The sequence below is a fragment of the Microcystis sp. T1-4 genome (assembly GCF_000297435.1).
Lineage (GTDB): Bacteria > Cyanobacteriota > Cyanobacteriia > Cyanobacteriales > Microcystaceae > Microcystis.
Map to the genome: position 1 here is coordinate 1 of NZ_CAIP01000124.1, position 24,469 is coordinate 24,469.

At 44.9% G+C, this 24,469-nt stretch carries 30 protein-coding genes; 17 read left to right on the top strand and 13 right to left on the bottom strand.

The window, feature by feature from the left end:
• Positions 1-97 precede the first annotated feature (97 nt).
• Together MICAI_RS07150 and MICAI_RS07155 are read left to right on the top strand one after the other, a co-directional pair.
• Positions 98-370, top strand: a complete 273-nt coding sequence (locus MICAI_RS07150; protein ID WP_039899771.1) for a hypothetical protein — start codon at positions 98-100, stop codon at positions 368-370.
• 105 nt (positions 371-475) lie between these two features.
• The gene (locus MICAI_RS07155; RefSeq protein ID WP_008199704.1) at positions 476-1,828 is read left to right on the top strand and encodes a TIGR03279 family radical SAM protein; all 1,353 of its coding nucleotides are present in this window, start codon (positions 476-478) and stop codon (positions 1,826-1,828) included.
• A 486-nt stretch (positions 1,829-2,314) separates the two neighbouring features.
• Here MICAI_RS07155 and MICAI_RS25770 read toward each other — a convergent pair whose 3' ends face one another.
• The 7 genes from MICAI_RS25770 to gltX form a co-directional block, all read right to left on the bottom strand.
• Positions 2,315-2,485, bottom strand: coding sequence for a hypothetical protein (locus MICAI_RS25770; RefSeq protein WP_157221736.1), 171 nt, complete (start codon positions 2,483-2,485; stop codon positions 2,315-2,317).
• Between the two features lie 61 nt (positions 2,486-2,546).
• Positions 2,547-2,915 carry a SpoIIAA family protein gene (locus tag MICAI_RS07160; protein ID WP_008199706.1) on the bottom strand — a complete coding sequence of 123 codons (369 nt, stop codon included), beginning with the start codon at positions 2,913-2,915 and terminating at the stop codon, positions 2,547-2,549.
• Positions 2,916-3,150: 235 nt separating this feature from the next.
• Positions 3,151-4,149: an AvaI/BsoBI family type II restriction endonuclease gene (locus tag MICAI_RS07165; protein WP_008199709.1), complete on the bottom strand. Its 999-nt coding sequence runs from the start codon at positions 4,147-4,149 to the stop codon at positions 3,151-3,153.
• Positions 4,122-4,265: a hypothetical protein gene (locus MICAI_RS26945; protein ID WP_008199710.1), complete on the bottom strand. Its 144-nt coding sequence runs from the start codon at positions 4,263-4,265 to the stop codon at positions 4,122-4,124. Before MICAI_RS26945 ends, MICAI_RS07165 begins: the two co-directional genes overlap by 28 nt.
• Before the next feature lie 3 nt (positions 4,266-4,268).
• Positions 4,269-5,534: a modification methylase gene (locus MICAI_RS07170; protein ID WP_008199712.1), complete on the bottom strand. Its 1,266-nt coding sequence runs from the start codon at positions 5,532-5,534 to the stop codon at positions 4,269-4,271.
• Between the two features lie 130 nt (positions 5,535-5,664).
• Complete coding sequence (locus tag MICAI_RS07175; RefSeq protein WP_008199715.1) at positions 5,665-6,747, bottom strand: ATP-dependent 6-phosphofructokinase; 1,083 nt, start codon at positions 6,745-6,747, stop codon at positions 5,665-5,667.
• A 247-nt stretch (positions 6,748-6,994) separates the two neighbouring features.
• Positions 6,995-8,437: a glutamate--tRNA ligase gene (gene gltX / locus MICAI_RS07180; protein ID WP_008199717.1), complete on the bottom strand. Its 1,443-nt coding sequence runs from the start codon at positions 8,435-8,437 to the stop codon at positions 6,995-6,997.
• 296 nt (positions 8,438-8,733) lie between these two features.
• Here gltX and MICAI_RS07185 point away from each other — a divergent pair, with 296 nt between their 5' ends.
• The gene (locus tag MICAI_RS07185) at positions 8,734-9,021 is read left to right on the top strand and encodes a hypothetical protein (protein WP_039899772.1); all 288 of its coding nucleotides are present in this window, start codon (positions 8,734-8,736) and stop codon (positions 9,019-9,021) included.
• Between the two features lie 146 nt (positions 9,022-9,167).
• Here MICAI_RS07185 and MICAI_RS07190 read toward each other — a convergent pair whose 3' ends face one another.
• Positions 9,168-9,644 carry an NAD(P)H-quinone oxidoreductase subunit N gene (locus MICAI_RS07190; protein ID WP_008199720.1) on the bottom strand — a complete coding sequence of 159 codons (477 nt, stop codon included), beginning with the start codon at positions 9,642-9,644 and terminating at the stop codon, positions 9,168-9,170.
• 313 nt (positions 9,645-9,957) lie between these two features.
• On the opposite strand from MICAI_RS07190, the gene MICAI_RS07200 reads away from it, so the two are divergent.
• Positions 9,958-10,827: an ABC transporter permease gene (locus MICAI_RS07200; RefSeq protein ID WP_008199722.1), complete on the top strand. Its 870-nt coding sequence runs from the start codon at positions 9,958-9,960 to the stop codon at positions 10,825-10,827.
• A gap of 47 nt (positions 10,828-10,874) precedes the next feature.
• Here MICAI_RS07200 and phoU read toward each other — a convergent pair whose 3' ends face one another.
• From phoU to MICAI_RS07215, 3 genes are all read right to left on the bottom strand, one after another.
• Complete coding sequence (gene phoU, locus MICAI_RS07205; protein WP_002776122.1) at positions 10,875-11,543, bottom strand: phosphate signaling complex protein PhoU; 669 nt, start codon at positions 11,541-11,543, stop codon at positions 10,875-10,877.
• 557 nt (positions 11,544-12,100) lie between these two features.
• Positions 12,101-13,393: a sensor histidine kinase gene (locus MICAI_RS07210; RefSeq protein WP_008199727.1), complete on the bottom strand. Its 1,293-nt coding sequence runs from the start codon at positions 13,391-13,393 to the stop codon at positions 12,101-12,103.
• Positions 13,394-13,440: 47 nt separating this feature from the next.
• A complete protein-coding gene (locus MICAI_RS07215) occupies positions 13,441-14,193 on the bottom strand; it encodes a response regulator transcription factor (RefSeq protein ID WP_008199730.1) in 753 nt (250 codons plus the stop codon).
• Positions 14,194-14,265: 72 nt separating this feature from the next.
• Between MICAI_RS07215 and MICAI_RS07220 the strand changes: the two genes are divergently transcribed.
• A complete protein-coding gene (locus tag MICAI_RS07220) occupies positions 14,266-14,988 on the top strand; it encodes a creatininase family protein (protein WP_008199731.1) in 723 nt (240 codons plus the stop codon).
• Between the two features lie 314 nt (positions 14,989-15,302).
• Complete coding sequence (locus MICAI_RS07225) at positions 15,303-16,049, top strand: hypothetical protein (RefSeq protein ID WP_008199733.1); 747 nt, start codon at positions 15,303-15,305, stop codon at positions 16,047-16,049.
• Between the two features lie 46 nt (positions 16,050-16,095).
• Here MICAI_RS07225 and glcD read toward each other — a convergent pair whose 3' ends face one another.
• Together glcD and MICAI_RS07240 are read right to left on the bottom strand one after the other, a co-directional pair.
• Complete coding sequence (gene glcD / locus MICAI_RS07230) at positions 16,096-17,562, bottom strand: glycolate oxidase subunit GlcD (protein WP_008199735.1); 1,467 nt, start codon at positions 17,560-17,562, stop codon at positions 16,096-16,098.
• Between the two features lie 430 nt (positions 17,563-17,992).
• Complete coding sequence (locus tag MICAI_RS07240) at positions 17,993-18,544, bottom strand: 2'-5' RNA ligase family protein (RefSeq protein WP_008199737.1); 552 nt, start codon at positions 18,542-18,544, stop codon at positions 17,993-17,995.
• 160 nt (positions 18,545-18,704) lie between these two features.
• On the opposite strand from MICAI_RS07240, the gene MICAI_RS07245 reads away from it, so the two are divergent.
• From MICAI_RS07245 to rpmE, 11 genes are all read left to right on the top strand, one after another.
• Positions 18,705-18,971, top strand: a complete 267-nt coding sequence (locus MICAI_RS07245) for a YciI family protein (RefSeq protein ID WP_002736524.1) — start codon at positions 18,705-18,707, stop codon at positions 18,969-18,971.
• A 323-nt stretch (positions 18,972-19,294) separates the two neighbouring features.
• Positions 19,295-19,525: a translation initiation factor IF-1 gene (infA, locus tag MICAI_RS07250; protein ID WP_002737109.1), complete on the top strand. Its 231-nt coding sequence runs from the start codon at positions 19,295-19,297 to the stop codon at positions 19,523-19,525.
• A gap of 127 nt (positions 19,526-19,652) precedes the next feature.
• Positions 19,653-19,766, top strand: a complete 114-nt coding sequence (rpmJ, locus tag MICAI_RS23390; protein ID WP_012593611.1) for a 50S ribosomal protein L36 — start codon at positions 19,653-19,655, stop codon at positions 19,764-19,766.
• 93 nt (positions 19,767-19,859) lie between these two features.
• Positions 19,860-20,243, top strand: a complete 384-nt coding sequence (rpsM, locus tag MICAI_RS07255) for a 30S ribosomal protein S13 (RefSeq protein WP_002735415.1) — start codon at positions 19,860-19,862, stop codon at positions 20,241-20,243.
• A 39-nt stretch (positions 20,244-20,282) separates the two neighbouring features.
• The gene (gene rpsK / locus MICAI_RS07260; RefSeq protein ID WP_002735413.1) at positions 20,283-20,675 is read left to right on the top strand and encodes a 30S ribosomal protein S11; all 393 of its coding nucleotides are present in this window, start codon (positions 20,283-20,285) and stop codon (positions 20,673-20,675) included.
• Between the two features lie 193 nt (positions 20,676-20,868).
• The gene (locus tag MICAI_RS07265) at positions 20,869-21,810 is read left to right on the top strand and encodes a DNA-directed RNA polymerase subunit alpha (RefSeq protein ID WP_008199744.1); all 942 of its coding nucleotides are present in this window, start codon (positions 20,869-20,871) and stop codon (positions 21,808-21,810) included.
• Between the two features lie 21 nt (positions 21,811-21,831).
• Positions 21,832-22,182 carry a 50S ribosomal protein L17 gene (gene rplQ / locus MICAI_RS07270; RefSeq protein WP_002736334.1) on the top strand — a complete coding sequence of 117 codons (351 nt, stop codon included), beginning with the start codon at positions 21,832-21,834 and terminating at the stop codon, positions 22,180-22,182.
• Positions 22,183-22,184: 2 nt separating this feature from the next.
• Positions 22,185-23,015: a tRNA pseudouridine(38-40) synthase TruA gene (gene truA / locus MICAI_RS07275; RefSeq protein ID WP_008199747.1), complete on the top strand. Its 831-nt coding sequence runs from the start codon at positions 22,185-22,187 to the stop codon at positions 23,013-23,015.
• A 123-nt stretch (positions 23,016-23,138) separates the two neighbouring features.
• Entirely contained in the window at positions 23,139-23,594 is a 456-nt protein-coding gene (rplM, locus tag MICAI_RS07280) for a 50S ribosomal protein L13 (RefSeq protein WP_002735375.1), read from the top strand.
• Positions 23,595-23,598: 4 nt separating this feature from the next.
• Complete coding sequence (gene rpsI, locus MICAI_RS07285) at positions 23,599-24,012, top strand: 30S ribosomal protein S9 (RefSeq protein WP_002737094.1); 414 nt, start codon at positions 23,599-23,601, stop codon at positions 24,010-24,012.
• A 19-nt stretch (positions 24,013-24,031) separates the two neighbouring features.
• Positions 24,032-24,265 carry a 50S ribosomal protein L31 gene (gene rpmE / locus MICAI_RS07290; protein WP_008199752.1) on the top strand — a complete coding sequence of 78 codons (234 nt, stop codon included), beginning with the start codon at positions 24,032-24,034 and terminating at the stop codon, positions 24,263-24,265.
• Positions 24,266-24,469: the final 204 nt, after the last annotated feature.

Below are 24,469 nucleotides of genomic sequence, written 5' to 3' on the forward strand. Positions count from 1 at the left end.
GGCTCTTCTGGTTTCTGTGTGGAAATGAGGTCTATACTGATGGGTTTTTCCATAAAATAGTCCTAAAAGTGTTGCCTAGTAAGCATTTCACGATTCCATAAGCAAAAATTATCACACAAAGTCGAGAAGAGCCGATAAGGTAGATAAGAGATTTGATAAGATAGAAGAACGGTTGACGAAAGTGGAAATAGGACAAGTCGAACTCAAAGGGGAGATTAAAGCCTTAGATGAGCGACTAACCACAGAAATTAAAGGGTTAACTGCAAGAGTCGCCTATCAGGAATTTACCAATTGGGGGATTCTCATCGCTCTGGTTGTGGCCATTTTAGGAGGGGCTGCTAAACTTTTTGGTTTTTGCCCCAATCCCTAACAGCGATCGCCCTAAGCTGCTGTAGAATTAACTTGACAAATATAAAAACGCAGCCGAAGACTCTCTGGGAAATGCAGTTAAATAATTGGATGGCAACCTAAAAACATGAGTGAATTAACTATTCGTCCAGCTAAAATTAGTGGTGTCATCCCAGATTCGATCGCCGCCGAGGTGGGTTTTGAAATCGGGGATGCGCTCGTCTCTATTAATGGTAATCGTCCCCGGGACTTAATCGATTATCAATTTTTATGTGCCGATGAATTTTTAACCCTAGAAGTGCTTGATAGTCAGGGCAAAACTCACCAAGTAAAAATAGAAAAAGATTATCATGAAGACTTAGGTTTAGAGTTTGAAACTGCCCTTTTTGATGGCTTAATTCAGTGCAATAATAAATGTCCTTTTTGCTTTATTGACCAACAACCAGAGGGCAAAAGAGAAACTTTATACTATAAAGATGATGACTATCGCCTAAGTTTTCTCTATGGCAGTTATTTAACCTTAACTAATCTCACCTCAAAAGAATGGCAACGGATCGAAAAGATGCGAATCTCACCGCTTTTTGTGTCCGTTCATGCCACGGAACCCGATCTGAGGATTCGTCTCTTAAAAAATCCCCGCGCTGGTCAAATTGTAGACCATTTAAAATGGCTACAAGCCAGACAATTACAAATTCACGCCCAAGTGGTAGTTTGTCCCAATATTAATGATGGAATTCATCTCGAAAGAACCCTGTTAGATCTGGTTTCTTTTCATCGGGGAGATATTCCCTGTGTGGAGTCGATTGCCGTAGTTCCCGTGGGATTAACCCGCTTTCGTCCCCAAGAAGATGAATTAATTCCCGTTAGCCAAGAAAAAGCGCGAGAAGTAATCGAACAAGTCCAAACTTTACAGAAAAAATTTCGTCAAGAATTTGGCAGTAATGTGGTCTGGTTAGCCGATGAATGGTTTTTAATTGCCCGAGTCGATTTACCCCCTCAATCTCACTACGAAGACTATCCCCAAATCGGTAACGGGGTTGGCTCGATTCGTCAATTTATTAGGGATTTCCAGAAGACAGCTAAGAAGTTATTACCTGCTCAAATTACCCCCTCTAGACGGTTAATATGGCTAGTGGGCAATGCGGTAGAACAAGCTTTTAAACCCCTAGTTAAACAGTTAAATAAGGTGCGGGGTTTAACCGTGGAATTAGTGGCTTTAAATAGTGATTATTGGGGGCAGGAAATCACGGTTACGGGTTTATTAACCGGGCAAGATATTCTCAAGGGATTACAAGGTAAAAATCTTGGGGATGGGGTTTTATTACCCTCCCTCATGCTCAAGCATGGGGAAGCGGTATTTTTAGATGATATCACCCTAGAAACTGTTATTAATCAGTTAGGAGTCCCTATTTATCCAGTCCTGGGAGTGGAGGAATTAATTAAAACTTGTCTTACTCTCAATCCCTTAAACAAATCCTAATCTTGAGAATAGACAATTATCAGTAATCGGTGATCAGATTAGGTGCATCTCCTATCTGTGACTTTCTCTCACATATAGGTGAGCAGCAGAAGTTATTATAGCACTTTTCACGTTACTGAGGTATCGACAAGTTTTGCCAACAAGGGGTTTAAGCCCCTTGCCTATACCTCATTCTGATAAAAACTGCTATATTATACTAAATCCGTTGAGTATAGGCTACTTATAGAGGAGAGGCACTCATGCAACCGGCAAGAGGCAAAAGGGGAAATAAATAATCAGTTTTTAATAACTGGATTTAGTATTAATCATATTTTTTAAGAATTCGCTTTTTATTGCCGTTGAATTTGGCTTTGGCGGGGATTTATGCGGGTTGGATGATTTTTTCTGCTTCGATTTCAAAGCTGGCTTTTTTGCTTTTCTTGGCCGAGCCTGGCCGTTTTCTTTGCCCTTGTGACTTGGGTTTTTTTTCGTTGAGTTGACTGGCCCCTATCTTGGGTCGGCCTGTGGGCTTTTTTGTTTTCTAAGTTCGGCTTCGAGTTGAGCGATTCTTTCTTGCTGCTTTTTTAGCTGTTGAGAGAGTTGGTCAATGGACAGGAGAACCCTTGCTCTTTCTTGATTCCGTTTCTCTCTCCATCGGTCTAAACCTGTATTAGACATCTCCAAAATTCAGGCCAGATTGAGGTTAATTGCTGGAGATGTCTATTTTACTGCAAGGGAATCAGGAGCCACCCAAGAGCCATTGGTTCGCCACCTCAGTTTCCCCCCATGGGAACTGCCTGACTTCAGCGGCGACAAAGTGGGAAGCCAGACTTTCAATCAGTTTAACCAGAGTGGAATCAGTCACCACGGCAACTTTACTGACGTACTTGTGATGGTCGCGTATCAGCCGGAAATGAGCAATCAAGGCACCAAAACTCTCCCAGCCGGTGAAAGTAGGTACTTCGATGATTACGCCAGCAAGGCCGCCAGTGGCTTCAATGTGGGGATCCACTGCCTCCGCAATCTTGACAAAATCTTCCGCCGCAAGTGCAGATTTAGGTTGCATATAGAGAATGCTATGCGCCGCGTCTAAATTATAATCTATCATAGTTTGCCTCTCCCAAATGGTCGAAGTCTAACTATATGCTATCACAAATAGTGGGACAAAGATTGAGGCAAAATCAATAAGCGATCGCAGAAAATAACCACAAAGACACAAAGGACACAAAGATTAGGCTGGTTAATTCTTCTTCCCATCCAATCAGAATTGGGGTGGATTAGGCTGTGCCTAACCCACCCAACTGGACTTTATTTGAGGGGTAATTTTCTAGCTGTTAACTAGGTTAAAGATGGCATAGCCAACGCATAATTGAAACCAGTTGATTATCATTGGTTAAGTTAGCGGCATTGGTGAGTTTTTTCGTCTCTAATTGCTGATAAATTTCCCTAGCCATTTTTGTTTCAATAGCAGCGCCGATAAAAAAAGTATAAGGATGCTTAGAGATTTTTCTAAAAGCATCATCAATTCTCTGCAAAGCAGTACGAGCAGTTTTCCAATGTTCATCTGATCCTGCGGGATCAATCCCACCTTTCAATTCTCCCAAAGCAATGTATAAATCAGCAGATTGTAAGGTTTGTTTTTTGATTTTTTGATTAGCTAATTGCGTCGAATCACATTTTAAAAGGCACAAATCAATATTGTTGTTATTAACAATGGGAACGTTGACATTATAAATTATTGTTCTTGGTTGGCTGTTATTTAACCAGCTAACACCTCTAACCAAGATTTCTAGATTAGGTGTCATTTCTTCAGCTTCTCTCCATTGATTATTACTAGAATTGAGCCAATCATAAGCAATCCCTGCTACTCTTAAAGTTGCTAATAGAGAACGAGTAAATTTACTTTGAGCTAAGGAGCCACCCGCGTTTCTCATGATTCTTCCTAAAGTGTCACCCCGAATCAATAGAAATCTATAGACTAACTCCTCGACAAAATTAGTCCCCGCAGGTTCCAGAAAATTGACAATTAATTCTTGAATTGCTTCTACCTTATCTTGGGAATGTAAATAATTTTTAGCCTTATCAGAAATTCCCGATGCAGTTAATAAAGCCGCTTGAATATCTGGGATGTTTAGTAACTCTCTAGGATTGTTTACGGTTTGGGCAATAATTTTTAAGGTTCTTGCTTCTGCAATTAAAGGAGTAGCTCTCTGATTTTTTTCTAAGGCTAGAGCAATAAATCCTGAACGGATAGCTTCATAGGTAGTCTCCAAATCACAACTTTGGTTTAAATGCAAGAGATAGGGTTTTTCCATTAAGGCTTTCTCCACACATAAATACATTTTCTTAAAGATTCTCTACCATGACATCCCATTTGCTGACTACTATTACCTTTTCCCTGAGGAACTACTAAAATATTTTCTACTTTAAATCCAATTTCTTCGGCAATTTTTGACAAAATTCAATCTACAGAAATACTAGCCCCCGCATAGCGCACGTTATCATTAATCATACAGAAAATACCCGAGGATTTCATAACCCGAAAGCATTCATAAATTAGACAAGACATTTCCAGAAAATACCCTCTAATCATCCGAGGAATACCATGGTTATTTAAGGCCTTGCTTGATTTTAATTCCTCTAAATAACCTAGGATACTTTCTAATAATTTTTGACGATCAGTTATGGCAATGGCTGGCGACCAATGTTCATTGATTTTTAGTAACTCTTTGGGTTTATTTTCAACAGTGCAACTAAGCATTTGTTGACGTAATTGTTTTAATTGTAGTTGATCTATTCCCAACAGAGCCAATTCCAAAGCGTAGATACGAGTATAATCATAGCGATTACAATAAGGAGGAGAAGTAATAATAGAATCGTATTTTTCTGACGAAATCTCTGGCAAAATCTCAAGACAAGAACCTTGATATAGTTGAATTTTTCCCCGAGGATAATCTCTAGAAAAAAGTTCCAATTGTTGCTGACTAGGCTCTAAATCTGCGAGAATTTCTCGTAACTTGCTATGTAGGGCAATTTTAAAGTCTAAAATTTTTCCTTTGTCAAATATATTTTTACCCTGTTGTTTACCAGAACGATAATCCCAACGGAGGTATTGACCATCTTTTCTAGTATAGCTAATTGATTCGAGAATAGAAAGTAAGGCAAATTTTAAGATCGCTTGCACTTGCTCATTCTCTTGGGCAATCAACCCTAAGTAACTTTCTATACAAGCCTGATTTTCTTGGGGATATGCTCCTTGAGTAATTGGTAATTCTAATAACTTAACTTTGTCATCTACCTGTTGCCAAAGGCTATGGTTAGACCAGTACTCTAGACGATGTATATCATCACTATTTAAGCCATTTTCTAAAATTTGTCTAGTAATAATTAATTCTTGTCCAATCGGCAATAGTTCTATTCCATCTGCTGATAAACCCCTGGCCGCCGCCGCAAATAAAGTTGTTCCGCTGCCGGCGAAAGGGTCTAGTATTTTTCCTTGTTTGATACCATATTTTTCTAGGAGATAAACTATCAGATCAACGGAAAAACCCTCTTTATATTTATACCAGCGATAAACCGGTTGGTTCTTATTACCTTGAAAACTCACTAGGGTACGAGATAATTGCTCAGAATCAAGTAATTTGTCTTGAAAATAATTAAATAATTCTCGATCGAGATTGTTGATTTCTAACAATCTTTCTGCTACATCAACTGAACTATTAATCATTTAGGTTTACTGGCGAAATTGCCGAAAAATAATTATCAGAGTTTATCTTTATTTGATTGGTAATTTTAATCGGTGGGGAAAGGGCGATACTTAAGGGTTAATTCTCGCACCGATTCCCCTAGATTTAATCTCAATCCCCTAGACAAATACCCAAACCCCTGGCGGTTTTGACTAAAGTTTCTTCGGGATCGACGACGCGATAGGTTTTAATCGCCTCCTCAATGGGAACACTGACCACTTGCCGATTTTGCCAGGCCACCATGCGATCGAATTCTTCCCGAGCGATCAAATCCACGGCCGCCACGCCAAAAGCCGCCCCCAGTAAGCGATCGATCGGAGAAGGAATACCCCCCCGTTGAATGTGGCCCAGGAAAGTCACTCTCGTTTCGGCCCCAGTTTCCCTGGCAACTTCTTCCGCTAAATAGCGACCGATACCCCCGAGACGATCTTCCCCTAGGGCTTCCTTTTGCACTAGGCGATTGCCAGTTTCGGTACGCACAGCCTCGGAGACAATAATCAGAGAAAACTGTTTATCCAGACGCTGCCGTTGCCGGATCTTCTCGCAGATCTTCTCTAATCGGTAGGGAATTTCGGGAATGAGAATGATATGAGCCCCCCCCGCAATACCGGCAGCCAGGGCGATATGGCCGGCATCTCTACCCATAACTTCTAGAATCATCACCCGGTTATGACTAGCGGCGGTAAAATGGAGGCGATCGAGGGCTTCTGTGGCGATATTAGTAGCTGTATCGAAGCCAATGGAGACTTCTGTAGCTCCCACATCATTATCGATGGTTTTGGGGATACCGATCAGATTAATGCCTCCCTGTTGGGCAATACGGCGCAAAATCGCCAGACTACCATCGCCACCGATGCCGATCAGGGCATCCAGTCCCAGACTATGATAGCCGTCGATGATGTCCTGAGAGCGATCGATCAGGGTTCCATCCGGCATCGGGAAAGCAAAGGGATCCCCCTTATTGGTAGTACCGAGAATTGTTCCTCCCATCACCAACAGGCGATCGACTCCTTCAATGTCAAAGATAGTGGTTTTGGGGGGACGGTTAACTAATCCGTTCGTTGCTTCTCGAATACCCACCACTTCCCAGCCATAATTGCCACTGGCATGGTGGACAACGGCACGAATGGCGGCATTTAAACCCGCACAGTCGCCACCACTGGTGAGAATTCCAATTCGTTTTTTTTCACCCATAGGTTTTTGTCAGGAGATCAACAAATCTATATTTAGGGAAAAGTTGCGGATAATGCCTGAAAATTAAGAAAGTTTCTAGATCGTCCCTGACAGCTAGGGGAAAAATTCACCCCCGTCCCCTCAGTCCCCCTAGCAGGGTATGCAGGGCGACACGGATCCCCATTATACTAGAAAGTATATAGCAATCTTAGGGCATTTGTCAACCCTAATATACAGAAAATTTTCTGATAACTGATAGCCAATCAATTTAACTATTTACTGCTTGCTGAAGACGGGATAGATCCCAACCTTTTTGATTGAGAAGTAGCCAAGACTGCATTAAATCCGGACCGTGTAACTCCCCCATCAAAGCGGCGCGTAGAGACTTCATCACCAGACCTTTTTTAACCCGATGGGCTTTAGTTGTGGTCTCCACAATTCCCTTAGCAACTTCTCCAGTCAAATCGGGAGTAATAGCGGCGAGAATATCCTTGATAATATCCTTAACTCCCTCTAATTGTAATTGACTTAAAGCCTCCTGATTATAATTAGCCAGAGGGGTTAAAAGTAAGCGACTTTCAGCAACAGCATCGCTTAAACGAGTTAAACTCGGACCGATGAGAGTAGCCAAACCGATCAACCAAGCTCGATCGGTTTCAGCAGCAAAATTATACCCTGCTTCTTGCCAGTAGGGGAGAAGTAAAGGCACTAATTCCTCACCGGTTAAACGATGGAGATATTGACTATTAATCCAATCTAATTTAGTCCAGTCAAATTTTGCCCCCGCTTTATTTACCCGTTCTAAACTAAACACTTCAGCGGCCGCTTCAAGGGTAAAAATTTCTTCAGTGGAATCGGGAGGAGTCCAACCGAGGAGAGTCATGTAATTAACCAAAGCTTGCGGCAAAAAACCCAGTTTTCGGAAATCATCGATCGAAGTGACTCCATCCCGTTTAGATAACTTACGACCCTCCTGATTTAAGATCAAAGGAGTGTGGGCAAACTCAGGCACTTTTGCCCCCAAAGCTTCGTATAAAAGAATTTGTTTAGCCGTATTAGCGATGTGATCTTCCCCACGAATAACATGGGTAATTTCCATATCGATATCATCAACAACTACCGCTAAATTATAGAGAGGCTGACCGAAGTTTTCCTCGGCATTTTCCGAGGTACGAGCGATCACCATATCCCCCCCCAAATCACTACCTTTCCAGATAACTTTTTCCCGGATTAAATCCTGCCAAATAATTTCTCGATCATCGTCAATAATAAAACGAATTACTGCTTTTCTCCCCCCTTGCTCGAATTGAGCTTGTTGTTCGGGGGTGAGATAACGATGACGATTATCGTAACGGGGGGCAAGATTGCGGGCTTTTTGTTCTTCCCGCATTTTTTCCAATTCTTCCGGGGTACAATAACAACGATAGGCTAAACCTCGATCGAGCAGGGTTTGAATAGCCTGACGATAATAATTAAGGCGTTGAGTTTGAAAAAAAGGACCTTCATCCCAATTCAGTCCTAACCATTGTAGGCCCGCTTGAATATTTTCCGTATATTCTGGTCGAGAACGTTCTAAATCTGTATCTTCCACGCGCAAGATAAATTTACCCCGGTGATGATGGGCAAAAAGCCAGTTAAACACGGCTGTGCGTGCGGTTCCAATGTGTAAATTTCCCGTGGGACTGGGGGCAATACGAACTCTAACTGTCACGATTTAACTCCTAGGTTTTTTGCGGCAACGATATCCCATATTATTGCAAATTCACCTAGGCCAACTGGCGAAATTAAGACAGTTTTTAGCCAGGGTTGCCAGCCGCAATTATCAGTTCTTTTGTACCGATTAAGCTCGGAGTGTTAGCCCTGAGTAACCGCACTGGGGAATCGAAGAACAATAAAACATCTTGGGGAATGTAAAAATATATAAAAGTATGTGAAGATTTGCGGAATGTCGGTTATAAACTTTGGAGATATCTATTGGTTTTATCTCTGATGTTGCGATTAATCACAATGTTTGAAACTCTATTATCTTCGATTTTGCTTACCCAGTCTGATTATTTCCATCTGACTCCCACTAATAAGGTGGCAGTGGAGAGAAGAATTGCCGAAAAAAGTTTTGTTTCCGATCCTCAGATTAATACTAGGGAAATCTCTAGTATTTTGAATCTTCAGCCCCAATGTGGTGCGAATCCTGCTAATTCTCAGATTCAATGCACTTGGAAAGAAGGAAATAGACAGATAAAAGCCTATTGGTTAAAGCCTTGGCGCTTTCAGCGCTGGGAATCTAGGGGATTCTAGCTATATCTTGAGATAATATCAGTTCTAAAAATGAATAGCCACCAAAGGGTGAGAAAGGAACAACAAACTCTCAAGAATTGAAGTTTCCCTCTCTGGGGAGAGGGTTTGAGGATGAGATATTTCAATAACCCTGTTATTTCGGTAATTTAGGCAGCGATTAAAGATTTGCTCAAAGGTTGCCAACGGAAATATCTTTCCCCACCCAATTCGAGGACAAATTTTAACCGGGGTTCCTGTTGACTAAGACTAATTAAGTATTGTTTTTCTTCCGAGGATAAAACAAAACTTTCAATAATCCAAATCACTAAACCTTTAGATTTGGGTGGTAAATTTTCCAATTGATAGGTAGCAATGGGAGGAATAAAATAAACCGGTCCCACGGCTGCTTCCCGACCAATATTTTTTTTACCTAAATGGGGGGGACGGACTCCATGAATGCCGGTAAGATAGGCACTTAAATCCCCCAGACCTCTAGCGGTGATATGCAGGACATTGTAACCAGTGGCCCGCAAACGTCTTTGATAGCGTCCCTCGTAACCCCCTTCTAAGGGTGCGTAAACCCCTAAAGCACCGTATTGTTCCAGATCGCGAATAAATGGTTTTCCTGTGGTCAGTAGTGCCATAGCTAGTAAAAAAATCTTTTTCCCTATAATCGCACGTTTTGTTAAGTTGTGGGTCAGGTGAACAGAGAAAGACTTAAGATCAAAGATAGAGGGGGACAATCGCTACTCTCTCCCGAGGAGGCAATATGTTTCACGATCTCCTTTATCCCAACGGACTGCTTTATATCCTGATTAAACTAACTGTTTTAGCTTTAGCAGTCTTGCTCTGGTTTATGGTCGTTTCGGCCCCAGCTGTCTGAAAAGATGCTGCTCTTGTCTCAGGTTAGCCTTGTCTTCTACAATTAGCGTTCTATGCAATGGCTAAATTTTGCCGATGACTCCTGTTAAATTGCCGATCGCTCCTTTTCTGAAACCCAACCTAACCACTAAACTCCTAGGGGTTGGGTTGGTATTGACAATTATTTTTATCCTGATTGCCCTGTTTTCGCCCCTTCTGCAAGCGATCGGCCTGGTTCAGGATCCAACCGACATTTTAAGCAATTATCCCCTACAAGCCCCCAGTTTTGCCCATTGGTTCGGGACGAATGTGCGCGGTTATGATGTCTTTTCCCGCACCCTATTCGGGGCCCGGGCGGCCTTGTCCGTGGTATTTTTGGCCACAGGATTATCTTTAGTCATCGGGGTTCCTTTAGGGTTAATTAGCGGTTATTTGGGGGGTAAGATCGATCGCGTTCTCCTCTTTCTCATGGATACCCTCTACACCTTGCCGGGGTTATTATTATCGGTGGCTCTCGCTTTCGTTTTGGGTCGTGGTATCGTCAATGTCGCCATCGCTGTTAGCATTGCCTATATTCCCCAATATTTTCGCGTGGTCAGAAATCAAACCGCCAGCGTTAAAAATGAGTTATTTATCGAAGCGGCCCGAGCGATCGGCGCTAGTCCTAGCCGGATACTATCAAAATATCTTTTCTTTAATGTCGTCCAGAGTGTCCCGGTTCTTTTTACCCTCAACGCGGCGGATGCGATCTTGGTTTTAGGCGGTTTAGGCTTTTTAGGCTTAGGATTACCAGAAGAAGTGCCGGAATGGGGTCATGATCTCAAGGAAGCTTTGGCGGATTTATCTACGGGTATCTGGTGGACCACTTTATTTCCCGGATTAGCGATGACCACGATGGTGGTGGGTTTATCTCTCTTGGGAGAGGGGTTAAGTGAAATTTTTAACCCCCTGAGTCGTAAACGCTAAAAGCGCGGGCCAGAGTTCGGGGGAAATCAACTCAGGACCCCGCACCCTCAGCCTCTCTGTCCAGTAACGATGTAGGATACCCTTTGGGCGATATTGGTGGCATGATCGGCCATACGTTCTAGATGACGGATTAGTAAAGCCATCAGCAGGATCGGTTCCACCACACCCTTAATATCTCTTTGATGGGCGAGAGTGTGGTAAAGATAGTCATAGGCTCGATCGACCGTATTATCTAGCTCTTTGACCTTTGGACCAGCTTCTTGATCGAGGTCAGCCAGGGCGACCAGGCTCGTGGCTAACATATACTGAGCATGGTGGGACATGGCCTCGATCTCACTCATACAATCGTGGGGAGTATAGGCGAATAACTTGAGCGCTATTTCGGCTAAATCCTTGGCATAATCGCCGATCCGTTCCAAATCGCGCACTAATTGCATAAAAGCACTTAAAAGCCGCAAATCTTGGGCTACGGGAGCCTGTAGAGTCATGAGAGTGGCACAATCTAACTCGATTTGACGATAGTAGCGATCGATTTCCTTGTCAAGGGGGGGGATTTTTTTCGCCATTTCCAAATCCCTAGCAAAAAGGGATTGATGGCTAAGACGAAAGGATTCTTCGACCAAGGTTCCCATTCTCAGCACATCCTGTTCCAATCGCTGGAGAGAACGAGCGAAATAGGTGCGATCGCGATGATTGGTTTCTTTGGATAGGCTCACGGTCGGATTCGCTTAACATAAAACTACTCTTTCTCTACAGTCATAACAAGAAAATTTTAGATTTTACACGGTTGTCTAGAGAACTTGACAGATTTTTTTCTCCCCTCTCCCCAATTCATAATTCATAATTCATAATTCATAATTCATATCGCTGGAGAGAACGAGCGAAAGGGAGCATCTCACTTACGCGATAAGTAATTATACTTAGCCTAAAAGCCACTCTTAATCGTGTCTTGGAACGAAATAGAGGCTTTTAAAGACTGCGTACATGGAGAATTAAAACAAGAATTACCCTCGAAAAGCCTATTTTTCCACTAAGTATTTATGCTCATTGCAAAGGTGAGATGCTCCCGAGCGAAGAGCGAAATAGGTGCGATCGCGATGATTGGTTTCTTTGGATAGGCTCACGGTCAGATTCGCTTAACATAAAACTACTCTTTCTCTACAGTCATAACAAGAAAATTTTCGATTTTACACGGTTGTCTAGAGAACTTGACAGATTTTTTTCTCCCCTCTCCCCAATTCATAATTCATAATTCATAATTCATAATTCCCACCTAATTTTTTTGACGGGGGAGAGTGACTTGTAGGCGAGCGCCGCCGGTGTTAGGATCATTTTGAGCGACGATCGAACCGCCATGGGCTTGAATAATCTCTTTGGCAATCGATAAACCTAAACCGGTACTATAATCCTTTGTGCCTTGTTTTTGACGGGTGCGGGAAGGATCACCGCGAAAGAGGCGATCAAAAACGTAGGGGAGATCCGCTTCGTTAAATCCTTTCCCGCTGTCGATAACGTCAATTTTCAGCCATTTTTCCCCGATAGTATCGGATATTTCCCGAATTTCTAGGCGAATTTTCCCCTGATCGGGACTATACTTAATGGCATTATCAAAGAGATTCAGGAAAACTTGCAGCAGACGAGAATGATCCACTTCCAGCGTCCAATCCACCGGAGAGGAATAATCTAAGCTAATCTGTTTTTGGGCGGCTATTGGGGTGACAGTCTGCCAAGCAGCGCTGATTAATTCCTCTAGATTAATTATCTGGTATTGTAAAGATCGCCCCGCATCCGCTTGTAATTCACTGATTTCTAGCCAATCGCAGACTAATTGACTCAAACGCTCCACTTCTTTCCCCATTTGTTCTAACCAGCGTCTTTCGGGAGCTTGGAGGCGTTTTTGTAAAGCTTCGGTAAGGAGAGAAATGGAGGTTAAGGGAGTGCGTAACTCGTGAGTTAAGTCAGAGAAAGCTCGCTCGCGATTTTGCGATAATTCCACTAAAGGCTGTCTATTTTCGATAAATACAGCGATTTGACCTTCTGGCAAGGGATAACCGTAACCCTTCAAGGCAATCGATTTAGGAGCAATCACTTGGCGATCGCTAATAGGGGTGACAGGATAATTAGTCGGGTAAAAAGTCCAAGTTTGCACCTGTGGACTCTGTTTTTGGCGAGTTTCTTGAATTAATTGATCTAATTCGTAGGAGCGCACCAATTCTAGCAGCAGACGTACCTGATCTGGCTGCCAGCGATCGAGTTTTAAGAGGGTTATTGCCTGTTGATTACACCAGAGCAGTTGATTATCGGCATCCACATGAAGATAGGCGATCGGCGCTATTTCTAGCAAGGATTTCTGAATTTCTAAGCTCTTTTCTCGCTCTTGCAGACTTTGGGAGAGAAACTGTAATTCTCGACGCACTAGGGAGGTAACGGGAAAAGAAGCCGACAAATCCGCTGAATCCGAGAGAGCGCTCAGGGTTCGCTTTAACTCTCTATTTAAGCGTGAGACTTGCCAGTAACAAATACTCAAACCTAAAACTACTCCCAAAATAAAAGCGAAAATAGTCATTGTCTGCGCGAGCGGCGATCGCTAATCGGGAAAATATAATCGCTCACCTAGCCAAAACGATAACCGAAACCGCGTACAGTAATCAGGTATTCCGGTTGACTGGGATCGATTTCTAGTTTTTCGCGTAACCAGCGAATGTGAACATCGACGGTTTTGGTGTCTCCTAAAAAATCTGGTCCCCAAATTTGTTCAATTAACTGCTCTCTTGACCAAACTCGGCGCGGATAACTCATAAATAGGTCGAGGAGACGGAATTCTTTAGGAGAAAGGTTAATTTCTTCATCTCGCACTGTCACCCGACATTCTTGGGTATAGAGAAAAACATCGCGGAATTTCCGCACGGGAGCAGCTGCTAGAGAAGTAAATCCTTGACGACGAATGAGAGCGCGACAACGAGCGACTAATTCTCGCATACTAAAAGGTTTAGTCAGATAATCATCAGCACCCACTTCTAAACCCAAAACTCGATCGGTTTCGCTGGCCTTAGCACTTAAGATTAAAATCGGGATAATATTGCCGTGATAGCGCAACAGACGGCAGATATCAAGACCGTTGATTTGGGGTAGCATTAAGTCCAAAACGACCAAATCAAACCGAGACTGACCGTGATTGGATTCCTGACTTTGCAGTAATTCTAGGGCAGCGCGACCATCACTAACACCGAGCGCCTCGTAACCTTCTTCTTCCAAAGCCAAAATAATCATATCCCGAATCACTTCTTCATCTTCAACGATTAAAATCCGATGATTGGGAACGAAATCCGTACTCGCCGACAAGGGGGGGTTGTCAAGGGTTAACATAAAAATACTTGATTATTCATCTTGATTTTATCTCAATTTGTCAACTGGCAATCGTTTTGGGGGTAGAGCCGAATGTTATTACAGTTATCTACCTGGTTAGAGGTGGAATCCTATCTAGAACAATCTCAGGGAATTATTATTCCCATTGGTTCCACGGAACAACACGGGCCGACGGGACTGATTGGTACAGATGCTCTGTGTGCAGAGGCGATCGCTAAAGGAGTAGGGACACGGGTAGGAGCAATGGTAGCACCCACCTTAAATGTGGGTATGGCCCTACATCATACGGCTTTTCCAGGTACGATTAGCCTTCGTCCCAGCACTTTGATTCAAGTCATCCTCGACTATGTGACTTGTTTAGCTAGAGCCGGTTTTCGTCGATTTTTCTTTATTAATGGTCATGGGGGCAATATTGCCACCCTAAAAGCCGCTTTTTCGGAAACCTATTATCATTTGGATTCCCTCAATTTGCCTAACACAAACGAGGTTAAATGTCAAGTGGCCAATTGGTTTATGGTGCGAGAAGTTTATCTTTTAGCCAAAGAATTGCAGGTCGAGCAGGAGGGTTCCCACGCTACACCGAGCGAAGTGGCGTTAACTCAGTATCTTTACCATGAGAGCCTTAAAAACGCCTTTTTATCCGAAAAAGTGGCTTCTGGTCATGATATTTACGGTGCGGCTAATTTTCGCCAAAATTACCCCGATGGTCGTATGGGGTCCAATCCTGCTTTAGCGACTCCCGAACACGGTCAGAGGTTCTATGAATTAGCTGTGAAAGAATTGAGTAATACTTAGGGTTTGCTGAATAAATGTGAAAACCTTGTTGGGTAAAACTTTTAGACCTTTTGCCCATCAAAAAGTGCCGACCCTTGGAGTGATTGGGGGGAAAATTCAGGTACTTTTTCCCTGAAAATTAGATAATTGACCAGATGAAAATCTGTAAAACCCTACACCCTACACCCTACACCCTACACCCTACACCCAGAAAAAACTTTTTGCCGCAAACCCTACTTATCTGGAATGGCTTGATTAGTGACTAGGCCACCGAGACCCGGAATAATTTAGCTGTAGCCCTAAAGATAAAACTTAAATATCCAAGGAGAAAATTCATGACTGCCACGACTGACAATAATTCCAATCAACCTCTCGTTAGTTTGCGGGAAATACAAGAACTTTCCATGGCAATTACCGCCAAAAGCCTCAATCCCGCCATGCTAACGGTTGATTTCCTCAAATATTCGGGAATAGTTCCCCCCGACTGGGAATTAAATGGCCAGCCGGCACTCAATCCTAATTACGCTCAAGTTAATTTTCAAAATGGTATCAGCATCGTCGCCCAACCTCGGAAAATTACCTTTGTGGAGATAATTAACTCTCCCGATAGCCTGAACCTGAAACTGCCAGAAATTGTTGGTTTATATCTAGATAAACTCCCTTTGGCCGAATATCAAGCCCTGAGTATCGCCCCGAAAAGCATTGTTCCTCTCCCTAGTAGCCCCGATGCCGCTAAAAAATATATCACCGAAACCCTTCTGGCCCCCGGTCCCTGGCACAATTTCGGCACAGCCCCCCTACAAGCCAGCATAAATCTACTTTATCAGTTAGAAACCTCTCAGCTATCCGTGGCGATTAACGAGGCAAAATTGCAATTACCCGATGGCAAAACTTTGGGAGCATTGTTATTTGCCGGTAACTTTAACTATAATCTGGCCGAGGGCAGCAATCGATTAAATCTGCTCAAACAATATCTGGGACAATGGCAAAAAGATCTAGAGATTTTCCGAGAATTAGTCACCCAGCGTTTTCTGGAAAGACAAGTCCCAGTTTTCCCCTCTAATATCAATCTGCCCTCATGACCCAAGGTGGACTGTAATCAGTAATCAGTCAATACTTGCCGATAACCTAAAACACATCCACCCCCGCAAAGCCTTGTATTTTGGCATTAGCGGCTTCCCCACAGCTGCGCGGGGTGGGGAATAATTTTCCCGGGTTAGCTAAACCTTTGGGATTAAAACAGTCCCGCACATAGCCCATAGTTTCTAAGTCAATCTCGTTGAACATGGCGGGCATATAACAATTTTTATCGATGCCGATACCGTGTTCCCCCGATAAACTGCCGCCAACCCGCACACAAAGTTTGAGAATTTCACCGCCTAATTCCTCCACTTCTTCCCAGGCACCCTCCACCTTGTTATCGTAGAGAATCAACGGGTGTAAATTGCCATCCCCGGCGTGGAAAACATTGGCGATTTTATAGCCATATTTTTCACTTAAAGCCTTAATTTCCTGAAGAACATAGACCAATTGAGTGCGGGGAATCACCCCATCTTGCACAAAATAATTAGGGCTAATTTTCCCCGCCGCCGCAAAAGCCGCTTTTCTGCCCTTCCAGAGTTTTAAGCGGGTTTCGGCATCATTAGCCGTGGTGATGTTTCTCGCCCCATTTTGACGGCAAATCTCGGCAACCCGATGTTTATTCCTGGCGACTTCTACCCCTAAACCATCCAATTCCACTAATAAAACTGACTCGGCATCCCGGGGATAACAGCCGGTAGCTACCACATCTTCCACGGCGTTGATACTGAGATTATCCATAATCTCCATCCCCGCCGGAATCATTCCCGATTTAATAATATCCGCCACCGCTCGGCCCGCCGCCTCGATACTGGTAAAATCAGCCAGTAAAACACAGATAGATTCCGGAGTTTTCAGGATTCTTAGGGTGATTTCCGTGGCGATGCCTAAAGTTCCCTCGGAACCCACAAATAAACCGGTTAAATCATAGCCCGGTTGTTCCGGTACTGCCCCCCCCACATCGATAATTGAACCATCGGGAAGGACGATTTTTAAGCCCATAACGTGATTGGTAGTGACACCGTATTTTAAACAGTGAACCCCGCCGGAATTTTCCGCCACATTACCACCGATCGAGCAGATAATTTGACTAGAGGGATCCGGTGCGTAATAAAATCCCGCCCCGCTTACCGCTTGCGTCACCCAATTATTAATCACCCCGGGCTGCACCACCACCCTTTGATTATCTAAATCAACCCCGAGAATCTGATTCATCCGCGCCGTGACGATGAGAATCCCCTCTTCTAAGGGTAACGCCCCTCCCGATAGGCCCGTACCTGCACCCCTTGCTACCCAGGCAATCTCGTTATCGTGACAGAGTTTCACCACCGCCGCAATTTCTGCGGTGCTGCGGGGCAGTACCACAAGAGCGGGTCTTTGTCTGTATCCTGTGATACCATCGCACTCGTAGGTTAATAATTCATCTTTGCGACGGATGACTCCATCTTTACCGAGGATCGTTTCTAGCTCTTTGATCAGATTGGGGGAGATTTTCGGGGGATTTTTGAGTAACATAGGTTTCAGGGCGGCGGAGTCGCCATAAAATCGCTCTATAGGTGAAAATATCGCAAAAAAGCCAGAAATGAAGCTTTAAAAACTGCTCTCTCCTATTTTAGCACTATAACCCCTTCCTCTCTAGAAATCGGGTCTATCTCGCGCTTGCAGCAATACCGACAATCAGCAATTATCAGTGACTTTTAAATTATTACAGATATATCAGCAGCTGTCTGTAAGCATCTCACCGAAAAACTAATGCGCTCCGGGGTTTGGGGGCGGCGCCACGCCCCCAACGGGGGGTTTGGGGGGTAGAACCCCCCAAAAGCTTGGATTGAGTGATAAAATCGAAAGTAACGCCCGATTTTAGCAGAGAGTTTCCCCTTAAAAATCCCAACTTAGTAGATTTACAAAAATGATATGCACCCGCAGAAACCCCCAAGGGTCTGGATTATAGAGGAAATTGCCGATAAATTTCCCAGTGCTTACCGTTATGGATTAGGAGGGTAATTTCATCGATTATCACCTCAAAAAATAGCTCTTGATTAGCATATTTTGACCAAGCTTTCCAGAAATTATCTTTAGTTAAATCTCGGAAGCCAACGGTTAAATGAGGCGAAAAAGCTCGGCTTTTTGAGGCATTATCGCTGATGTTCAAGGAAGATTCTAGCTGCTGTAAAAGCCGTTTTTGCAGGGTTAATAATTCTGGGGTTTTCTGGACATTAATATAAATGACTCGCGGTTTAAAGGCGGCAAAATCTCGGAGAATCAGGGGAATAGGAGAGTGCAAGCGGGCAAATTCCTCTAAACATCTTTCTAAATCCGTTAATTGTCCTAAATTCCACCGGAAAGGGGGTTGGAGAGTGACGTGGGGAGGCGATTTCAGGGCGGCGCGACTATTGTAAATTTCTGCAAACTCTAACTTGATTTTTGTGGCAATTTCCTGTACTTCTGGCGGCGGCAAAAGCGCGATAAAAAATAGAGATCCCTGGGGTTGATTCATAGAAACAAGCAAAGCTACAGAAATGAAGCTGTCACATCGATTCTAGCAGTCTTCCACAACTCTAGCTAATTGTATATCTCTGTTATATTGCACCCTCGACGGTCAAGATTAATCGGTATAATTATATGATTGTTAATCAGTCCTAGCCTCCTGAGAATTTATGCCCTGGTTTGTCAAGATAGAAAAAGGCATTGTTGATAAAACTACCTTTGATCGCTATGTCAGCGCCCATAAGGACTATGTGCGTGATTTAATTAGCCAAGGACGAGCAGCAAAAACCGGTTATTGGGCAGAAAGGGGCGGCGGAATGTTATTATTTAAGGCCGATTCCCTTGAGGAAGCCCAAGCAATTATAGTTCGCGATCCTTTAATCGAGAATGGTTGTGTGGAATACGAACTCCATGAATGGCGAATTGTCGTCGAGTAATCCAGCTTTTCAGGGAACAGTAATCAGTAATCAGTGAAAAGACGGCAATGTTAAGCTGTTGATTATCTAAATATTACTCCCTAATACTGCCTAGTAGTGGGGAGATGGGGGTGGAGAGTGGAATCAGGAGACCACTTCGTGCGCGTTGCGGGGGGAGTGGGAAGATGGGGAGCTTTTTTGCTGTGAACTGAAAACTCGCATCTGATTACTGATTACTGATCACTGATAACTGATAAGCTATACTGGGGGAATTGTGCTGAAAGCACGGTTGATGCTGCCGATCATTAAATTAAATTGTCTCTAGTGAAATTGAGGAATTAACTTTGTCTAAACAAGATCTCATCGAAATGGAAGGAACCGTCACCGAATCCTTGCCCAACGCCATGTTTAGGGTGGATTTAGATAACGGTTTCAACGTCTTGGCCCATATATCTGGCAAAATCCGCCGTAATTATATCAAAATCCTCCCTGGCGATCGCGTCAAAGTGGAACTGACCCCCTACGACCTAACCAAAGGAAGAATTACCTATCGCCTGAAAAATCAGAAAAAATAGCGATAAAGACGGGCAGAGAAGCCAAAAAGCCTAATAAGCAGCCAAATTTATTTTAAAAAGATAGGTGACACGAGTAAAAGAAATCTGATATAATAGTAAGCTTGCAGTGTTGCCAGAATAGTTAGGCATGAAAGTTAGAGCGTCTGTCAAAAAAATGTGCGAAAAGTGCCGCGTCATCCGTCGGCGCGGTCGAGTCATGGTAATTTGTTCCAACCCCAAACACAAGCAGAGACAAGGTTAACCCACCAAAGTCACTGTCTTGGGGCAGAGAATCGTTACCGTTAATTGTAGTCGTTTTTGGAAAAAAAATCGTTCATAGGGAGAAAGAAAAAGCGTGGCAAGGATAGCTGGTGTAGACCTACCTCGCGATAAGCGTGTGGAAATCGCCCTGACCTACCTCTACGGAGTGGGTCTATCGCGTTCCCAAGAAGTCTTATCTGCGACGGGTGTTAACCCTGACACTCGGGTCAAGGATCTCAGCGATGAAGACGTGGCGGCGCTACGGACTTATATCGAGACAAATTATCAAATCGAGGGGGATTTGAGACGCTGGGAGGCGATGAACATCAAACGCCTGGCCGATATCGGCACCTATCGAGGTCGTCGGCATCGGCTAGGATTACCCGTGCGCGGGCAACGGACGCGAACCAATGCGCGCACCCGTCGCGGTCGTCGGGTGACAGTGGCAGGGAAGAAAAAAGCCCCCTCCAAGAAATAATTTTTTATTCATTGCGATATCCCCCAATCAAGAAAAACTATGGCGCGACCAACCAAAAAAACCGGACCGAAAAAACAGAAGAAAAATATTCCTACCGGAGTCGCTCACATTCAATCGACCTTCAACAATACCATTGTCACGATCGCCGATACCAAAGGCGATGTGATCTCTTGGGCATCGGCGGGATCGAGTGGTTTTAAAGGAGCCAAAAAAGGAACCCCCTTCGCCGCCCAAACCGCCGCCGATAACGCCGCCCGCCGAGCAATCGAACAGGGAATGCGTCAACTAGAGGTGATGGTGAGCGGCCCCGGGGCAGGACGGGAAACCGCAATCCGGGCCCTGCAAGGAGCAGGATTAGAAATCACCCTGATCCGGGACGTGACCCCCATCCCCCACAATGGTTGTCGTCCTCCCAAACGCCGGAGAGTGTAAACAGTGAACAGCTTTTTCAGGTGACAGGGAGCTTGAGGCCGACAGCCGTTAGCTTTGCGCGCATCAGCAGCAGCATCGGGTCGTCAAAGACCATCTGCTCAAAAAACTGAACGCCGAACGCTAAAGGCTGAACGCTAAAGAAAACTGAAAACTGATAACTGAAAACTGATAACTGAACAAGGGAGGTCAATCGGTGGCGCAATTTCAAATCGAGTGTGTAGAAGCAAAAACTTACAAGAATCAGAGTCAGTACAGTAAATTTGTACTAGAACCCCTAGAAAGGGGCCAGGGTACAACCGTAGGTAATGCCCTGAGACGGATTCTCATTTCCAATCTGGAAGGGGCGGCCGTGACGGCCCTGCGGATCGCGGGAGTCAATCACGAATTTGCCACCGTCGAGGGGGTACGGGAGGACGTGATGGAACTCATGCTCAACATGAAAGAAATCATCCTCAAAAGTTACACCAATCAAACCCAGATCGGGCGTTTAGTGGCAACTGGACCGGCGACAGTAGTGGCGGCACAATTCGATTTACCCTCGGAAGTCGAGATAGTCGATCGCAATCAGTACGTCGCTACCCTGGCCGAAGGGGCGAAGCTAGAGATGGAATTTCGCGTGGAAAAAGGCAAAGGCTATCGGGCGATCGATCGCAGTAAAGACGAAGCCACTTCGCTAGACTTTCTGCAAATCGACTCGATTTTTATGCCCGTAACCAAAGTCAACTACAGCGTCGAAGATATCCGTTCCGAAAGCGGTCAAGCTAGGGATCGTCTGCTCTTAGAAATTTGGACAAACGGGAGCATTAACCCCAAAGAAGCCCTTTCCCAAGCGGCCGATATGCTGGTTAATCTCTTTAACCCGCTCAAGGATCTCAACGCCCTCGAATCCTCCAGTAACTTTGACGACCAAGAGATCAACCAGGAAAACCAAATTCCGATCGAGGAACTACAATTATCCGTGCGCGCCTACAATTGCCTAAAGCGAGCGCAGATCAACACCGTAGCCGACCTCCTCGATTACAGCCAAGAAGATCTCTTAGAAATCAAAAACTTTGGGCAGAAATCGGCCGAAGAAGTCATTGAAGCCCTACAAAAACGGTTAGGAATCACCCTACCCCAAGAAAAAAGCAAGTAAACCCAATTCCAGGAAAATACCATGAGACATCGGTGTAAAGTGCCTCAATTGGGTCTGCCGGCTGACCAAAGAAAGGCACTGCTGCGCAGCTTAGCCACCCAGCTAATTCGCCACGGTCAGATCACCACCACCCTAGCGAAAGCGAAAGCGGTGCGAGCAGAGGTAGACCACATTATCACCCTAGCTAAAGACGGTTCCCTGAGCGCCCGTCGCCAAGCTATGGGCTACATCTACGATAAACAACTGGTTCATGCCCTCTTTGAAGGAGCCCAGACCCGTTATGGCAGTCGTAACGGCGGTTATACCAGGGTGGTGCGTACCCTGCGCCGTCGCGGGGATAATGCCCCCATGGCGATTATCGAACTGATGTAACGATGACAGCTTGCCCCCAGTCGCGGATCGCCCTAGTTATCCAGTATGTGGGAACTAATTTCCACGGCTGGCAACGGCAACCCCATCACAGGAGCGTGCAGGAAGAAATCGAGAAGGCTCTGGCCGATATTCTCGGTCATGCCGTCACTCTGCACGGGGCCGGACGTACCGATAGCGGTGTTCACGCCGCCGCCCAAGTTGCCCATTTCCAGCAGCAGAGTCCGATCCCACCTGCCCATTGGGCCAAGGTTCTCAATGCTCGGCTAGATGACGATATCGTCATTCGGGCCTCGGCCCGAGTCCCCGATCGCTGGCACGCCCGTTTCTCGGCCCTCTGGCGACGTTATCGTTACACCCTCTATACCGACCCCATCCCCAATCTCTTTGTTAGCCCCTTTAGTTGGCACTACTACCATCGTCCCCTCGATGCCGATTTGATGGCCAGGGCCCTGGCTCCCCTATTGGGTAAGCACCATCTGGCCGCCTTTCACCGTGCTAACTCTAGTCGTGACCATTCTTGGGTAGAAGTACAGGGGGTGGAATGCTACCGTCAAGGGCCGTTTGTACAGATGGAAATTCAAGCCAATGGCTTTTTGTACGGGATGGTGCGCCTATTGGTGGGAATGTTGGTGGAGGTGGGAACTGGTGAGCGATCGCTAGAAAACTTTACCGACATCTGGGTCAATCAGCGCCGAGAATTGGTCAAATACGCCGCACCAGCTAAAGGACTATGTTTACTGCGGGTGGGTTACGCCGATTTTCCCTTTGCCGATAGCGTCTGGTGCGAGACTCAGCCTCTTTATTATTTCCGAGCAGAGGGGATAGGGGAATAGGGAAGTGGGGGAATGGGGAATAGGGAAGTGGGGGAATTTCAACTAAAACCCCAACACCCCAACACCCCAACACCCGGGTCGGCAATAAAAAAAATTATTTTTGTAAACCAAGGCAAACTGACCATGAACAAAACACCTCTACCAAATTTAGAGACTCTAGAGCAGAAATGGTACGTCATCGATGCGGCCGATCAGCGTCTAGGTCGTCTGGCCACCGAAATCGCCATGATTCTACGGGGCAAAAATAAAGCCACCTTCACCCCCCATCTGGATACGGGGGATTTTGTCATTGTTATTAACGCCGAAAAAGTGACGGTGACGGGCAAAAAACGCCAACAGAAAGTTTATCGCCGCGACTCCGGCAGACCGGGTGGGATGAAGGTAGAAAGCTTCGATAAACTGCAAAAACGCATTCCCGAACGGATTATCGAACACGCTGTTAAGGGAATGCTCCCGAAAAATAGCTTAGGTCGGAAATTGTTCACGAAACTGAAAGTTTATGCCGGTGCGGAACATCCCCATCAGGCACAACAACCGGAAGTTTTAGCGATTAATACGATTCCCGCAGGAGGAAATTAAGTCAATGCAAGCCACGGACAGTAAAAATAAGGTAGTTTATTGGGGAACGGGACGACGCAAATCGGCGGTCGCTTCCGTGCGTCTGGTGCCGGGGACGGGGGCAATTACCGTTAACGGTCGCGATGGGGAAACCCATTTTAACCGCATTCCCACCTATATCCAGACGATTAAGGCTCCTCTGGAGACTTTGGGACTGGAAAACGAGTATGATATCATCGTTAAGGCCGAGGGCGGTGGTTTGACCGGCCAAGCGGACGCGGTGAAATTGGGTGTCGCTAGAGCTTTATGTCAATTGGCCCCGGAAAATCGTCCTCCCCTCAAGAGTGAAGGTTATCTGACTCGGGATCCCCGGGCGAAGGAACGGAAAAAATACGGTCTTCACAAAGCGCGCAAGGCGCCTCAATACTCGAAACGTTAGGTTAATAGAGAGGTTTATTATGCCGAAAAAAATTCATCCTACTTGGTATCCGGACGCTAAGGTGATCTGTAATGGTGAACTGGTGATGACGGTGGGTTCGACAAAACCAGAAATTCATGTGGAGGTTTGGTCCGGTAATCATCCTTTTTATACCGGAACCCAGAAGATGATCGATACCGAGGGCCGGGTCGATCGCTTCTTGCGTAAGTACAAAATGGGCGATAAGTCAAGCAAAAAGGCTGATCAGAAATAATTCTTTACTTTTGCCTTTTTGACCCGGTGGGGAAATTTTCCCGCCGGGTTTTTTGCTATTTTTAGGCTGGTAGGGTCATACTAAATCCTGTTTAAAAAGTATAGGATAGTGGGGTGTGGGGTGTGGGGAGAAACAATTCATAATACCAATTCTCCAAAATGTGACTACAGATAGGCTAGAATATCATATTAGTAGAGTTTAAGG